Annotated in this window: 12 protein-coding genes; 6 read left to right on the plus strand and 6 right to left on the minus strand. The window is 62.5% G+C overall.

The window, feature by feature from the left end; genetic code table 11:
* Nucleotides 1–56 precede the first annotated feature (56 nt).
* From HCI85_RS20170 to HCI85_RS20180, 3 genes are all read left to right on the plus strand, one after another.
* Complete coding sequence (locus HCI85_RS20170; RefSeq protein ID WP_167147625.1) at nt 57–1340, plus strand: OprD family porin; 1284 nt, start codon at nt 57–59, stop codon at nt 1338–1340.
* A 169-nt stretch (nt 1341–1509) separates the two neighbouring features.
* Nucleotides 1510–2274 carry a transporter substrate-binding domain-containing protein gene (locus tag HCI85_RS20175; protein WP_167147628.1) on the plus strand — a complete coding sequence of 255 codons (765 nt, stop codon included), beginning with the start codon at nt 1510–1512 and terminating at the stop codon, nt 2272–2274.
* Between the two features lie 138 nt (nt 2275–2412).
* Nucleotides 2413–3642, plus strand: coding sequence for a cyanophycinase (locus HCI85_RS20180; RefSeq protein WP_176600656.1), 1230 nt, complete (start codon nt 2413–2415; stop codon nt 3640–3642).
* A 162-nt stretch (nt 3643–3804) separates the two neighbouring features.
* Here the strand turns inward: HCI85_RS20180 and HCI85_RS20185 are convergent, their stop codons facing one another.
* The gene (locus HCI85_RS20185; RefSeq protein WP_167147634.1) at nt 3805–4092 is read right to left on the minus strand and encodes a hypothetical protein; all 288 of its coding nucleotides are present in this window, start codon (nt 4090–4092) and stop codon (nt 3805–3807) included.
* 546 nt (nt 4093–4638) lie between these two features.
* Between HCI85_RS20185 and putA the strand changes: the two genes are divergently transcribed.
* The gene (putA, locus tag HCI85_RS20190; RefSeq protein ID WP_167147637.1) at nt 4639–8580 is read left to right on the plus strand and encodes a trifunctional transcriptional regulator/proline dehydrogenase/L-glutamate gamma-semialdehyde dehydrogenase; all 3942 of its coding nucleotides are present in this window, start codon (nt 4639–4641) and stop codon (nt 8578–8580) included.
* Between the two features lie 356 nt (nt 8581–8936).
* On the opposite strand, the gene HCI85_RS20195 is transcribed toward putA, so the two are convergent.
* The 5 genes from HCI85_RS20195 to HCI85_RS20215 form a co-directional block, all read right to left on the minus strand.
* On the minus strand, nt 8937–9554 hold the full coding sequence (locus HCI85_RS20195) for an eCIS core domain-containing protein (RefSeq protein ID WP_167147639.1): 618 nt from the start codon (nt 9552–9554) through the stop codon (nt 8937–8939).
* A 136-nt stretch (nt 9555–9690) separates the two neighbouring features.
* The gene (gene phnE / locus HCI85_RS20200; protein WP_167147641.1) at nt 9691–10458 is read right to left on the minus strand and encodes a phosphonate ABC transporter, permease protein PhnE; all 768 of its coding nucleotides are present in this window, start codon (nt 10456–10458) and stop codon (nt 9691–9693) included.
* Nucleotides 10455–11282, minus strand: coding sequence for a PhnE/PtxC family ABC transporter permease (locus tag HCI85_RS20205; RefSeq protein WP_167147643.1), 828 nt, complete (start codon nt 11280–11282; stop codon nt 10455–10457). Before HCI85_RS20205 ends, phnE begins: the two co-directional genes overlap by 4 nt.
* The gene (locus tag HCI85_RS20210) at nt 11276–12073 is read right to left on the minus strand and encodes a phosphonate ABC transporter ATP-binding protein (RefSeq protein WP_167147645.1); all 798 of its coding nucleotides are present in this window, start codon (nt 12071–12073) and stop codon (nt 11276–11278) included. The genes HCI85_RS20205 and HCI85_RS20210 overlap by 7 nt, the downstream gene beginning before the upstream one ends.
* On the minus strand, nt 12070–12921 hold the full coding sequence (locus HCI85_RS20215) for a putative selenate ABC transporter substrate-binding protein (RefSeq protein ID WP_160088956.1): 852 nt from the start codon (nt 12919–12921) through the stop codon (nt 12070–12072). Before HCI85_RS20215 ends, HCI85_RS20210 begins: the two co-directional genes overlap by 4 nt.
* Nucleotides 12922–13234: 313 nt before the next feature.
* Between HCI85_RS20215 and selD the strand changes: the two genes are divergently transcribed.
* Entirely contained in the window at nt 13235–14269 is a 1035-nt protein-coding gene (gene selD, locus HCI85_RS20220) for a selenide, water dikinase SelD (RefSeq protein ID WP_167147648.1), read from the plus strand.
* Nucleotides 14269–15369: a tRNA 2-selenouridine(34) synthase MnmH gene (gene mnmH, locus HCI85_RS20225; RefSeq protein WP_167147651.1), complete on the plus strand. Its 1101-nt coding sequence runs from the start codon at nt 14269–14271 to the stop codon at nt 15367–15369. The genes selD and mnmH overlap by 1 nt, the downstream gene beginning before the upstream one ends.
* The last annotated feature ends 12 nt before the right edge of the window (nt 15370–15381 follow it).

Genomic DNA, 15381 nt, shown 5'->3' on the forward strand with positions numbered 1-15381 from the left:
TCGCTGCCCGGCGACGGATTTTCAAGATGTTCAATAAAAAACCAATGGAGTAAGCCATGAACGTTGTAAAACTGAGCCTGATCGCCCTGGCAGTTGCCGCGGCCAGCTCGCAACTGGCAGTCGCCGGCGAGCAGCAAGAGTCCAAGGGCTTTATTGCTGACAGCACGCTGAACCTGCTCAATCGCAATTTCTGGATGCACCGCGATTACCGTAACTCCACGCGCAATATTCGCGATGAGTGGGCTCACGGTATTCAGGCGCATTACGTCTCCGGCTTTACCCAGGGCACCGTCGGTTTTGGTGTCGATGCCCATGGTTATGGCGGCATCAAGCTTGATGGCGGGCGCGGCAGCGTTGGCAACGGCATCATGCCGGTGGACGGCGATGGCCGCATCGAAGACAACACCGGCGAGCTGGGCGGCGCGGTCAAGCTGCGGGTTTCCTCCACTGTATTGAAGTTCGGTGAGCAGCGTCCCACTGCCCCGGTTTTCGCCACTGGCGACTCGCGCCTGCTGCCGGAGACCGCAACTGGCTTCCAGCTGTCGAGCAGTGAGTTCGATGCACTCTCCCTCGAAGCGGGCCATTTCACCGCGATCAATCGCCGCAACTCGAGCAACTCCGATGGCGAGCTGACCAGTGAATACGCCGAAGTCGAAGCGCGCAGCGTCGATTTCGTCGGCGGCACCTACAACTTCACCGACAACCTCAGTGTGGCGCTCTACGGCAGCGAAGCCGAAGACATCTGGCGTCAGTACTTCGCCAACGTCTACTACACCATTCCGCTGGCTGACGATCAGGCGCTGAACTTCGACCTGGTGGCCTACAAGACCGATGACCAGGGCGATGCCCTGGCAGGTGAGCTGGATACCCTGACCTACTCGCTGAAAGCCGCCTACAGCTTTGGCGCGCACAAGCTCAGCCTGGCGTACCAGAAGGTCAATGGCGACGAGTTCTTCGACTACATCGGCGGTGACTCGATCTGGCTGGCCAACTCCGTGCAGTACTCCGACTTCAACGCCCCCAACGAGCGTTCTGTGCAGGTGCGTTACGACCTGGACATGGCGACCTTCGGCGTACCGGGCCTGAGCTTTATGGCGCGTTACATCAAGGGTGACGACATCGACGGCACCAAGGCCGACCCGAATGGCGCCTTCGCCGGCTGGGCGGGCGATGACGAGAAGCATTGGGAGCGCGATCTGGAAGCCAAGTACGTGGTGCAGTCCGGTGCCGCCAAGGACCTGTCCCTGCGCCTGCGTCAGGCCACACACCGCTCCACCGCATTTGACAGCGACCTCGACGAAGTACGCCTGATCGTCGAGTACCCGCTGAGCATTCTGTAAGGCAGTCGCCGGCCGCTCATGCTGGTGAAGCGGCCGGTTGGTTATTCAAGGTCAGCTCCCATTGCTCCTTTGGCCTTAAGGCGCCCTGTGCGGCGCCTCTTTTCTCGGCTTGGAGCCTGGCCTCTGACCCCAGGCTGTCTGTCTGACAGCGCTTGCAAGGGGCACCGAAATGCTACGAACAACCCTATTTATGCTGGGCTTGATGCTGCTGAGCAGCGTTCAGGCGCAGCCCCTGCGCATCGCCATGGAAGGGCAGTTTCCGCCCTTCGAGCAAATCGATGCGAACGATCAATTGCGCGGTTTCAATGTCGATATCGCCCAGGCCTTGTGTCAGGCCATGGCGGCGGATTGTCAGCTGGTCAGGTTTGCCTGGGACGATTTGATTCCGGCACTCAATGAGCAGCGTGCGGACCTGATTCTGGCATCCATGTCGATCACCGCGCAGCGCGCCGAGCGGGTCGATTTCACCGCCAAATATGCGCAAACCCCGGCCTTTTTCTTCGCCCGCAAGGGCCTGGTCAACCAGGTGATCATCACCCCAAGGCGTATAGCCGGCAAACGCCTGGGCGTGCAGCGCGACACCACCTATGACCGCTTCCTCACTGACAAATACCAGCAGCACACCGAGGTGCTGCGCTTCGACTCCGCCGAGGGCATGTACCAGGCGCTCGGCGCAGGACGCGTCGACTTGGTGCTGGATGACGCCGTGTCTGGCTATTTCGGTTTCCTCGACACGGATCAGGGGCAGGGCTTCGAGCAGGTCGGCAACAAGGTGGTCGCCCCCAAACACTTTGGCAAAGGCCAGGGCATCGCCGTGCGCAAGGGTTATCACGTATTGCGTGAGCGGCTGGACCGAGCCCTCAGCGTGATTCTCAGTAACGGCGTCTACAAGCGCATCGAGAAGCAGTACTTCAAACAATTCACGGTGTATTAGCCGAAGGAGTCAGCCACCCAGAAAGCCACGCGGCGTTATCTGCAGCAGTTCCCGTTTTACAACACCCACAACAAGCGTGCGCCGAGCGCACATCGGAGAACTCGAACCATGATCAGATCATTTATACGGAGCAGCGCGTTGCTGCTCGCTCTTTTACCCGTTACCGGCTACAGCGCCGGCCCGCTGATATTGGTTGGCGGCGGCCTTAAAGATGACAACACGGCGATCTATCAGCGCCTGATTCAACTGGCTGGCGGCAATGGCCAGGCGCGGATCGGCGTTATTACCGCTGCGTCGATCCCGGAAAGTGACGACCCCGATGCCGGTACGGCCGACGCCGCCAACTCCAAAGCCAATGGCGAGTTCTATGCCCAGCTGCTGGAGACTTATGGTGCGGCTGATGCGCAGTGGATCCCCATCGACCTGGATCAGATCAGCAATAACAGCAATCCGCAGGTGGTCGCGCAGATCAACAGCATGACCGGCTTCTTTTTCGGCGGCGGCGACCAATCGCGCCTGACCCAGACCCTGCAAACTGCGACCCGTGCCGACAGCCCGGCCTTGGCGGCCATTCGTGCGCGGCACAACGCTGGTGCGGTATTAGCGGGTACCAGCGCCGGCACTGCGATCATGGTGCAGGGGCCGATGGTCACCGGTGGTGAAAGCTACGATGGCCTGCGCTATGGCGTTTACACCACCCCGAGCGGCGATGACCTGGCGTACGACATGCAGGGCGGTTTCGGCTTCTTCAACTACGGCTTGCTCGATACCCACTTCAGCGAGCGTGGCCGTCAGGGCCGTATCGTGCGCCTGGCGGATCACACCCAGGTGCCGTTTGCCTTCGGTGTTGATGAAAACACCGCGCTGCTGGTGCAAAACAACGCAACACTCGGCCAGGTGGAAATGGAGGTGATCGGCGAAAACGGTGTGTTTATCTTCGACCTGCGCAACAAAGAGCGTGGCACCGGCAGCACCTATGCGCTGTACGACGTGTTGGGCAGCTACCTGACAGCGGGGGATCGCTATCGCCCGGTAACCGGCCAGTTTGTCATCGCCAGCGGCAAGACCAGCTTGCGAGGCCGCGAGCGCTACAGCGCGGCGATGACCGTAACCACCGATATTTTCAGCAGCCCCAACAACAGTGGCGCGAATGGTCGGCGCAAACCGCGCGAGTTCGTCAAAGTCAGCGCCGATCTGTTCGACAGCCGCGTGACCAGCACCCTGGGGCGTACGTATGAAACCAACCCGCGCTTTCGCGTCGATCTGTTCAAAAGCACGCAGTTCGACAGCCACGGTTATCAGGGCACCGTTGGCGGCAAGAACATGCTGTCCTACCTGCGTTTGCTGATGGATTTCCGTCCTAACTAAGCGAGCTGAAGCTATCCGCATTTATCGGCGACGGCAGCAGAGCGAAGCCACTTTCTGTACGGAGGTGGCTTTGCTATTTCAGTCTTATGGGCAAGGTGTCCAGCTGTACTGGGGGGTGGTCTTGTTTAAGAAGGGGGGGCCGCTGGTTGCATGGCGCGTGAGTCAGTGCTCGTCTTCGGTTGTTTCCAGGCTCTGTAACACCACCTGTTCCAGTGCGTTGCTGGGCTCTGGCTGGGTGCCGGCCAGTTGGCCGAGCAGTTGCCATTGCTGATCCAGCTCGCTGTTGATCGCCAGCATGCGCTCGATCATCTTGTGTGCCGTGGCGTTCACGGCGTTGTCCTGGGTATTGAGCAGTTCAAATGACATCGCGGTGATGGCGGCTGTCAGGTGGGTGAGGGTGCGCGTGGACAGGCTGAGTAGCTCAGTCAATTGCGCTTCCTTGGCAGTCATGGTCATCTCCTTATGAATCCCTTCTGAGCTTAACGCGACATTGTGTCGCCCGGCTATCCGCGCCATCGCGTTGATTCACTCGTCCTGCTTCTGTGCTGTCGGCTTCACTCGCAGGTGTGCGGTTGCGCTGAGTGCAGGTGCACTCCGTCGGCGATTGCACGGATTTTGACCCGTTGTGCTTTGCTCTAGTGAGCAAGGATAAATGTCGTAGTGCAACCTTGTTGGTGTTTGGGTTGTACCTGTCGTCGGAAGCTCGATGCTTTTTTAAAACGAGCGTTTTCCTCAAGGTGTTGGCAATTTTTGCAAAAGCCTTACGAGCGCTGGGTTTTAGCCTGAAATGAGTGAGCCTGTGCCCTGTATTGAGCGGCAAAGAGTTGCGATTTTGTTTGGTTGCACCTAGTTGCACCCTGAGCCTTGTGAGGTTTAATCTCTCGCCAGATTTTTTGCGCCTCGCCTTCTATGGCAGCCACCCTGGTTGGTTGCGGAGGTAGCGCAAATTGCTTTCGGCGATTTTTTGCCGTGCTTCAGCCCATACAGGACAAACCAATGGCCACTACCACCCTTGGCGTAAAGCTCGATGATGCAACCCGTGATCGCCTTAAGCAGGCTGCGCAGTCGATTGACCGCACGCCGCACTGGCTGATCAAGCAGGCGATCTTCAATTACCTGGAGCAGATCGAGGGTGGTCTGACCCCGGCCGAGCATTCTGGCCTGGCCGCTGTGGCGGGCGAAGAAGTGGTGGAGAACCTGACTGAGCAAGGTTTGCAGGTGTTCCTCGATTTCGCCGAAAGCATCCTCCCGCAGTCAGTGCTGCGTGCCGCCATTACCGGCGCTTATCGCCGTCCGGAAACCGAAGCGGTACCAATGCTGCTGGAGCAGGCACGTCTGCCCAAGGACATGGCCGAGGCGAGCAACAAGCTGGCCATGGGCATTGCCGAGAAGCTGCGCAACCAGAAGAACGCCGGCGGCCGTCAGGGCTTGGTGCAGGGCTTGCTGCAGGAATTCTCGCTGTCCTCGCAGGAGGGTGTGGCGCTGATGTGCCTGGCTGAAGCGCTGCTGCGTATTCCGGACAAGGCCACCCGTGATGCGCTGATCCGCGACAAGATCAGCAACGGCAATTGGAGCCAGCACTTGGGCAACAGCCCGTCGATGTTCGTCAACGCCGCCTCCTGGGGCCTGTTGATCACCGGCAAGCTGGTGGCCACGCACAACGAAGCCGGCCTGGTAACTTCGCTCAACCGCATTATCGGCAAAGGCGGCGAGCCGCTGATCCGCAAGGGCGTGGACATGTCCATGCGCCTGATGGGCGAGCAGTTTGTGACCGGCGAAACCATCGCCGAAGCCTTGGCCAACGCCACCAACATGGAAAGCAAAGGCTTCCGTTATTCCTACGACATGCTCGGTGAAGCCGCGCTGACCGATGAAGACGCCAAGCGCTACCTGGCGTCCTACGAGCAGGCCATCCATGCCATCGGCAAGGCCTCTCACGGCCGTGGCATCTACGAAGGCCCGGGCATTTCAATCAAGCTCTCTGCCCTGCACCCACGTTACAGCCGCGCGCAATACGAGCGCGTGATGGACGAGCTGTACCCGATCCTGCTGGGCTTGACCAAGCTGGCCAAGCAGTACGACATCGGCTTGAACATCGACGCCGAAGAAGCCGACCGCCTGGAAATCTCCCTCGATCTGCTTGAGCGCCTGTGCTTCGACCCGGCCCTCACCGGCTGGAACGGCATCGGCTTTGTGATCCAGGCCTACCAGAAGCGCTGCCCGTATGTGATCGACTACGTCATCGACCTGGCCAAGCGCAGCCGTCACCGCCTGATGATCCGCCTGGTGAAAGGCGCGTATTGGGACAGCGAGATCAAGCGCGCCCAGGTCGAAGGTCTGGAAGGCTACCCGGTGTATACCCGCAAGCCGTACACCGATATTTCCTATATCGCCTGCGCCCGCAAGCTGCTGGCCGTGCCGGAAGCGATCTACCCGCAGTTCGCCACCCACAACGCTCACTCGCTGTCGGCCATCTATCAACTGGCCGGGCAGAACTACTACCCCGGTCAGTATGAGTTCCAGTGCCTGCACGGCATGGGCGAGCCGCTGTACGAGCAGGTGGTGGGCAAGGTTGCCGATGGCAAGCTGAACCGTCCGTGCCGTATCTACGCTCCAGTGGGCAGCCATGAAACCCTGTTGGCTTATCTGGTGCGTCGTCTGCTGGAAAACGGCGCGAACACCTCGTTCGTCAACCGCATCGCCGACCACAGCATTTCGATCAAGGAACTGGTGCTCGATCCGGTACAGCAGGTCGAGCAGATGGCCACACAGGAAGGCGGCCTTGGCCTGCCACACCCACGCATTGCCCTGCCGCGTGCGCTGTATGGCGACGCCCGCTTGAACTCCGAAGGCATCGACCTGGCCAACGAACACCGCCTCGGTTCGCTGTCCTCGGCGCTGCTGAGCAGCACCAACAACGCCTACAAGGCCATGCCGCTGCTCGGTTGCGAAGCGCCTGAGCTGAGCGAAGCGCAGCCGGTGCGCAACCCGGCGGACCACCGCGACATCGTCGGCCATGTGCATGAGGCCAGCGAGCAGGATGTTCGCAACGCCGTGCTCTGCGCCGTGTCCAGCGGGCAGATCTGGCAATCGACTCTGCCTGCCGAACGTGCCGCCGTGCTTGATCGCGCCGCCGACCAGATGGAAGCGGAAATGCAGCAGCTGATGGGCTTGCTGGTGCGTGAATCCGGCAAGACCTTCGCCAACGCCATCGCCGAAGTGCGCGAGGCGGTGGACTTCCTGCGCTACTACGCGGCGCAGGCACGCAATCACTTCAGCAATGACAGCCACCGCCCGCTGGGCCCGGTGGTGTGCATCAGCCCGTGGAACTTCCCACTGGCGATTTTCAGCGGTCAGGTCGCCGCCGCTCTGGCTGCCGGTAACACCGTGCTGGCCAAGCCGGCCGAACAAACGCCGCTAATCGCTGCGCAGGCTGTGCGCATTCTGCTGGATGCCGGTGTACCGAGCGGCGCCGTGCAACTGCTGCCGGGCCGTGGCGAAACCGTCGGCGCTGGCCTGATCGGCAATGAGCGAGTGCGTGGTGTGATGTTTACCGGTTCCACCGAAGTGGCCGGGATCATTCAGCGTAACCTCGCCGGTCGCCTGGATGCCCAGGGCCGCACCATTCCGCTGATCGCCGAAACCGGCGGCCTCAACAGCATGATCGTCGACTCCTCGGCGTTGACCGAGCAGGTGGTGGTCGATGTGGTCGCTTCGGCCTTCGACAGCGCCGGCCAGCGCTGCTCGGCACTGCGTGTGCTGTGTGTGCAGGAGGACGTGGCGGATCGGGTGATCAACATGCTCAAGGGCGCCATGGCCGAATACAGTCTGGGCAATCCGGAGCGTCTGAGCACCGATATCGGCCCGGTGATCGACGCTGAAGCCAAGGACAATATCGACCAGCACATCGAGAAGATGCGCGAGAAGGGCCGCAAGGTATTCCAGACCGCCCGCGCCGTGGGTGACGACATCAAGCGCGGCACCTTTGTGCTGCCGACGCTGATCGAGCTGGACAGCTTCGACGAGATGCAGCGTGAGATCTTCGGCCCGGTGCTGCACGTAGTGCGCTACCAGCGCGCTGACCTGGGTAAGTTGCTGCAGCAGATCAACGACAGCGGCTATGGTCTGACCCTCGGCGTGCACACGCGCATCGACGAAACCATCGCCCAGGTGGTCAACACCGCCAAGGTCGGCAACCTGTATGTGAACCGCAATATGGTTGGCGCTGTAGTCGGCGTGCAGCCGTTCGGCGGCGAAGGCCTGTCCGGCACCGGCCCGAAAGCCGGCGGCCCGCTGTATATGTACCGCCTGCTGGCGACCCGTCCGCAGGACGCAGTGGCCAAGCAACTCAAGCAGGAAAATGGCGAAATCCAGCGTCCTGCGGAGCAGGCCAAAGTGATCCAGGCCTTGCAAGACTGGGCGGCCAAGCATGAGCCGAGCCTGAGCGCACTAAGTGCGCAGTATGTCGAGCTGGCGCAGAGCGGCACCGTGCAGATGCTCAACGGCCCAACCGGTGAGCGCAACAGCTACAGCCTGCTGCCACGCGAGCATGTGCTGTGCCTGGCGGATGAACGCAGTGATCTGCTGGTGCAGCTGGCAGCGGCTTTGGCTGTGGGTTGCCAGGTGCTGTGGCAGGAAGGCGAGCTGACCCGCGAGCTGTTTGCCGCATTGCCCAAGGCCGTGCAGCAACGCATCACAGTGCTTAGCCAGTGGAGCGAGAGCGAAACGGTGTTCGACGCCATCATTCATCACGGTGACTCTGATCAGCTGCGCGAAGTCTGCCAACTGGCGGCTCAGCGTCCTGGCGCAATCATCGGTGTGCATGGTCTGCACAAAGGCGAGACGGATATCCCGCTGGAGCGGCTGCTGATTGAGCACGCGTTGAGCATCAACACCGCAGCAGCGGGCGGCAACGCCAGTTTGATGACTATCGGTTAAACGGTTTTACGAGCATCCCACCCTGACCGGTTCGCCGGCCGGGGTGGCTGGCAACACCGGCTTACCGCCACCTCCAGACACCTTGCCCAGGTGTCTGATGCTGCACTGCAGCGCCCGTCGTACATCCGGCAACGGAGGGTTACCCACCCGGTACGATGTGTTTCTTCCCCTCTGGCATTTCGATGCGCTGCGCTCGCCTACCCGGCGGCGCAGGAACGGAGCTACCCGCTCCGTTCCACATCGGCCACCTGCGTGTATCCCTTAGGCAGCCATTGGCTGATTGCTTGGCCATGGCCAGTGCGCGGCTTTATTGTGCGCGTGGCTGCCCGATGGTGAGTCGTTTTGAGAGCGCTGCTCTAGCGCTGTTTGGTATTGCTAATCAGCTGATTGCGCAGGGCGCGTTCGACCTCAATCTGCAGCTTGTAAGCAGGCGCTTCGATGGCGTTGTGGTCGCGCGTGTAGCGCCGGGCGAATTCGCGCACGCCCCATTGCTGGTATTGCTGCACATGCAGCAGTTCGTGGGCCCAGAGCGCGACATTGTCCTGCGCGTCCGCGGCATTGCGGAAGACGATGATGTCGATCAGCGTCACCGCCTGTACATCGGGGTTCTGCAGCAGGGTATTGGCGGCGCTAAGGGTTTCGTTGTCACCCACCTTGTAGCGCGCCGCATCGAGTACATCGATGCCGTAGTAGGGCTCCAACTGGGCGCGGATATGCAGAGGAATCGGATGGGTGCCGCTGGCAGCCACCGTCTCGCGTGATTGCAGCAGCCATTGCTCCAAGCCCGAGGCGGCCATCTGGCTGACGTCCTCGTACAGCACCCCGATATCCGCCTGGCTGAACGGCGCACAGAAGCACACCACTGTGCAGACCTGCTGCTGCCCACTCGGGCAGGCCAGCACTGAGGCGGCCAGGCCGAGCCCGCCGAGCAGGGCCGTCAGGCGAAAGGTGCGACGTGAGAAAACAGAAGGCAAGGACAGCTCCCGAAACAATGATGACCGGCCCGTACCGCCTGAGCGGTGCCGCGCCGAGTTGGACAGCGGTGACCAGCTTTGGTGCCGAGTAGGGCGGGTGAAACCCGCGTGGCGCGCACCGCCGGTTTCACCCGCCCTACGCCCGTACCCAGCGCTGCCGCGTCCAGCCGCTCAGCGCGTCGACGCCGAACACCAGCACCAGCATGGCCAGGATCACCGTACTGGCCTGGGCTTCCTGAAACAGGCTTAGGCTGACGTAGAGCATCTGCCCCAGGCCGCCGGCTCCGACGAAACCCAGCACGCTGGCCATACGGATATTGTTTTCCCAGCGGTACAGGCAGTAGGCCAACAGCTGTGGCCACAGGTTGGGCAGGGTGCCGTAGCAGAACGCCGCGACCTGGCTGCCGCCCTGCAAACGAATTGCCTCGGCCGGTGCGGTGGGGGTGTTTTCCAGCGCTTCGGCAAACAGCCGGCCGAGTACGCCAGCGGTGTGCAGAGCCAGGGCCAGGGTGCCGGCATTCGGGCCCAGGCCTGCGGCCAGCACCATCAGCGCGGCCCAGACCAGTTCGGGAATCGCGCGCAGGGCATTCAGCAGCAAACGCGCGGCGCTCTGCAGTGGCCAGCCGAAGCGTCCGGCCGCCGGCAAGGCCAGCAACAGGCCAAATACTGCGGCGAGCAAGGTGCCGAGGGCCGACATGGCCAGGGTTTCCATTGCGCCATGGCTGATGGCCGACAGGTGCTCGGCGCTCAGGTCCGGGCTGAGAAAGCGCTGCACATAGCCAGCCATCTGGCCCAGGCTGTCGCCTCTGATCAGTGCACCCAGGTCGATACCCAGGTAAACGAACGAAGCGATTACCGCTGCGCCGATGCTGAGCAGCAGTAACAGGTTGATCAGCCGGCTCATGCCAGCCTCCTGCGCAGCACACGGCTGAGTTGATCGGCCAGCAGTACCAGTAACAGAAAAGTCAGCAGCATGCTGGCCACTTCGCCGCCGGCGAACATGCGCATCGACAGGTCGATCTGCTGGCCCAGGCCGCCGGCACCGACGAAGCCCATCACCACCGAAGCGCGAATTGCGCATTCCCAGCGGTACACCGTGTAGGAAGTCAGCTCCGCCGCCGCATTCGGCAGGATGCCGTAGACGAACGCCGCCAGCCGGCCGCTGCCGGCCTGAAGCAGGGCGTAGGCCGGGCGCTGGTCGACCGACTCGAAGATTTCCGCATAGACCTTGCCGAGCATGCCGCTGTAAGTGATGGCGATGGCCAGCACCCCGGCGGTGGGGCCGAGGCCGACCGCGCGGACGAACAGCAGCGCCCAGACAATTTCCGGCACGCTGCGCAGGAAGATCAGCAGGCCGCGTACCGGCCAGCGCAGCAACTGCGCCAACGGCTTCGGCCGACCACCACGGGAGGCCGCCGACAGCGATAGTGCGCGGCTGGCCAGCAGGCTGGCTGGAATCGCCAATAGTAGCGCCAGGGCCATGCCTGCGGTGGCGATGGCCAGGGTTTGCAGGGTGGCGTCGAGCAGTAACTGCAAAAAGTCCGCGTCATGGGTCGGCGGCCAGAAGGCGGCGACAAAGCGGCTCATCTCGTTCTGGCTGTCGGCTTGCAGCAGCACACCCAGGTCTAGCTCGCTGAGCTGTATACCCGGCCACAACAGAGCCAGCGCCAGCAGGGTGAGCAGCAGGCGGGGCAGGGCGGAAGGGTCGCGGGTGTCGCGGCTTAGCATCGCGGGATCTGCAGGCTCAGGGGCACGCTGGGCGCGGGCGGCGAGAGCAGTTGCTCATTGGCATAAAGCGCGTCGAGCTGCGCCTGGTCGACTTCGCCAGCAGGGCGGTCGAAGAGAATCTGCCCGTCACGCAAGCCGATAATTCGCGGGAAGTGCGCCAGGGCCAGTTCCACCGCATGCAGGCTGGCGACCAGGGTTACGCCATGCTGTTCTGCGTGCCGACACAACACGTTGAGGGTGTGTTCGGCCAGCACCGGGTCCATGGCTGATACCGGCTCATCGGCCAGCAGCAGTTCCGGCGCCTGGTACAGCACGCGGGCGATGCCGACGCGCTGCAGCTGGCCGCCGGAGAGTTGCTGGCACTGAGCGAACAGCTTGTCGGCCAGGTCTAGCTTGGCCAGCTCACGGCGTGCGCCAGGGATATCCAGCGGATGCAGCAGGTTTAGCAGGCTCTTGCCCAAACCCCACTGGCCGAGTTTGCCAGCCAGTACGGCGGTAACCACCCGCTGGCGCGCCGGCAGAGGCGGCGCCTGATGCACCAGGCCAATACGTGCACGCAAGCGCTGACGCTGGCGGCTGGACAGTTGCCACGGCTGCTCGCCGAGTACCTGAACCTCGCCGCTGCTCGGTTGCAGCGCAGTGGCCAGCAGGTTGAGCAGGCTCGACTTGCCGGCCCCTGAGGGACCGATGATGGCGACCTGCTCGCCGGCGGCGATATGCAAGTCCACGCCGCGCAGGGCGTGGACTCCGTTGCCGTGGCTGAGGCTGGCGCCAGAGAGGCGCAGGGTCATTTCAGCAGGTCAGCGGCGCGCGCAGCGTCCTCGATGCCCTTGTAGTTCTCAGGCGAGGTTTCGATAAAGCGGCTGGCGGCCTGCAGGTCGAGGATCGCCTTGTGCTCCGGGTTAGCCGGGTCGAGGGCGAGGAAGGCAGCTTTGATCTTCTCGGCCAAAGCCGGGTCGAGGGTGCCACGCACGGTCCAGTTGTAGTCGTAGTAAGTCGGGGTGGTGGCGAACACCTTGACCTTGTTGCTATCGACCTTGCCACTGGCAACCAGCTTGTCCCACACGCTGGCGTTGAGCACGCCACCATCGACCTTGCCGGCCTGCACCCAAGCGGCGGTGGCGTCATGTGCACCGGAGTAGCCAACGCGGCTGAAGTGGCTTTCCGGCTTGATGCCGTCCTGCAGCATGAAGTAGCGCGGCATCAGGCTGCCGGAGGTGGACGACACCGAGCCGAAGGCAAAGGTCTTGCCCTTGAGGTCGGCCAGGGAGGTTACGTCCGGGTTGGCGGTGATGAACTTGCTGGTGAACTGCGCATCCTGCTCGCGCTGTACCAGCGGAATGGCGTTGCCGGTTTTCAGGCGCACCTGCACAAAGGTGAAGCCGCCAAGCCAGGCCAGATCCAGGCGGTCGGTGGCCAGGGCCTCGACCACGGCCGGGTAGTCGGCGACCGGGGTGAACTCGACCTTCATGCCCAGTTGCTGTTCCAGGTAGGCGCCCAGCGGTTTGAATTTGCGCAGCAGTTCGGTCGGCGCTTCGTCCGGAATGGCGCTGACGCGGAGCACTTCGGCGGCTTGGGTCAGGCTGGCCGACAGGGAAAAGGCAAAGCCGGCGGCGAGCGCCAGGGTACGTTTGAGCATGAAGATTCTCCGGTTCAATAGCGGAAAAATTCGAAATGGCAGGCACAGCAGATGTGCGGGCCTGCGCGTAGTCAGGGTAGTCGACGTGGCGCGATTATATGGGGCACTGCGGTAAAGGCCAGCTTTGCTCGCCGATCGTTGAAAAACTACCTGCGTTGGCAATCCTGCGTTAAAAACGGCCTCGGAATGCTCATTTACAGCTCGTAAACTGCGCTTCCTCGGCCGTTTTTGCCTTGTCTTGCCTGCCTCGCCTACGTTTTTCATTCGCCTGCTAGAATCCGCGCCTGTTTCCGATTTGCCGAGAGCCTGACCGATGAGCGAGCCGATCCGTTTGACCCAGTACAGCCACGGGGCCGGCTGCGGCTGCAAGATTTCGCCGAAAGTGCTGGAGGTGATCCTCGCCGGCAGCGGCGCGCAGAACCTCGACCCCAAGCTGTGGGTCGGCAATGCCTCGCGTGACGATGCGGCGGTGTATGCCCTGGACGACGAGCGCGGGGTGGTGTCGACCACCGACTTCTTTATGCCGATTGTCGATGATCCCTATGACTTCGGCCGCATCGCCGCCACCAATGCCATCAGCGACATCTACGCCATGGGCGGCGACCCGCTGATGGCCATCGCCATTCTCGGCTGGCCGGTCAATCTGCTGCCGCCGGAAGTGGCCCGCGAAGTGATTCGCGGCGGCCGCGCGGTGTGTGATGAGGCGGGCATTCCGTTGGCTGGCGGCCACTCGATCGACGCGCCGGAGCCGATCTTCGGCCTGGCCGTCACCGGCGTGGTGCTCAAGCGCCATATGAAACGCAACGACACCGCCACGGCCGGCTGCCAGCTGTACCTGAGCAAGCCGCTGGGCATCGGCATCCTGACTACCGCCGAGAAGAAGGCCAAGCTGCGGCCCGAGGATGTCGGCCTGGCGCGCGACTGGATGTGCACCCTGAACAAGCCCGGTTCGCGCTTTGGCAAGCTGGCCGGTGTCACGGCGATGACCGACGTTACGGGTTTCGGTCTGCTCGGCCATCTGGTGGAAATGGCCGACGGCGCCAATCTCACTGCGCAGCTCGACTATGCCGCTGTGCCGCGTTTGCCTGGGGTCGACTACTACCTGGCTGAAGGCTGCGTGCCGGGCGGCACCCTGCGCAATTTCGACAGCTACGGCGAGAAGATTGCGCCCATCACCGACGAACAGCGTGATCTGCTGTGTGACCCGCAAACCAGTGGCGGTTTGCTGGTGGCGGTCACCCCTGAGGGTGAAGCCGAGTTTCTCGCCGTGGCCGCCGAGCTGGGCCTGAACCTGGCGCCCATCGGCCGTTTGGTTGAGCGACAGCGTTACGCGGTAGAGGTGCTGTGATGCGCGATAACACCGCCGACTACCGCGACATCTTCCTCAATGATCTGCCGATGATGGACGCTCGTGCCCCGGTCGAGTTCAGCAAGGGCGCTTTCCCCGGTGTGCTCAACCTGCCGCTGATGGATGACAACGAGCGCCAGCGGGTCGGCACCTGCTACAAGCAGCATGGCCAGGACGCCGCCATCGCGCTCGGTCACCAGCTGGTCAGCGGCCAGGTCAAGGCGGAACGGGTCGCTGCTTGGGCGGCCTTCACCAAGGCTAATCCGCACGGCTACTTGTACTGTTTTCGCGGTGGCCTGCGCTCGCAGATCACCCAGCAATGGCTGGCGGAAGCCGGTATCGATTACCCGCGGGTGATTGGCGGCTACAAGGCGATGCGCAGCTTCCTGCTGGAAACCACCCAGCAAGCCGTGGCCGAGTGTGATTTCGTCATCCTCGGCGGCCTCACCGGTACCGGTAAAACCGATGTGCTGGTGCAGCTGAACAACAGCCTGGACCTGGAGGGCCACGCCAACCACCGTGGTTCCAGCTTCGGCAAACGCGCCAGCGGCCAGCCGGCGCAGATCGATTTCGAAAACCGCCTGGCCATTGATCTGCTCAAGCAGCGCGCCCGTGGCACCGAGCAGTTTGTACTGGAAGACGAAGGGCGCATGGTCGGTAGCTGCACTGTGCCACTGGCGCTGTACCAGGGCATGCAGCAGTACCCGCTGGTGTGGCTGGAAGATGCCTTCGAGGACCGCGTGGAGCGCATCCTGCGCGATTACGTGGTCAACCTGTGCGCCGAATTTATCGACCTGCACGGTGAGGAGGAAGGCTTTCGGCTCTACGCCGAGCGCCTGCTGCAAAGCCTGAGCAATATCCAGAAGCGCCTGGGCGGCGAACGCTACCAGCGTTTGCTGACCATCATGCAGACGGCGCTGGACGAGCAGCGTAGCGGGGCGGTTGCGCTGCACCGTGACTGGATTGCCGGGTTGCTGCGCGAATACTACGACCCGATGTACGCCTACCAGCGCGAAAGCAAAGCGGCGCGCATCGAGTTTGCCGGTGACCAGGCGGCGGTCATTGCTTATCTGACTGAGCGCAAAGCAGGCCGACCATGAACGGCATGCGCG

The sequence above is a fragment of the Pseudomonas sp. OTU750018 genome (genome assembly GCF_011636575.1).
Classification (GTDB): domain Bacteria; phylum Pseudomonadota; class Gammaproteobacteria; order Pseudomonadales; family Pseudomonadaceae; genus Aquipseudomonas; species Aquipseudomonas peli.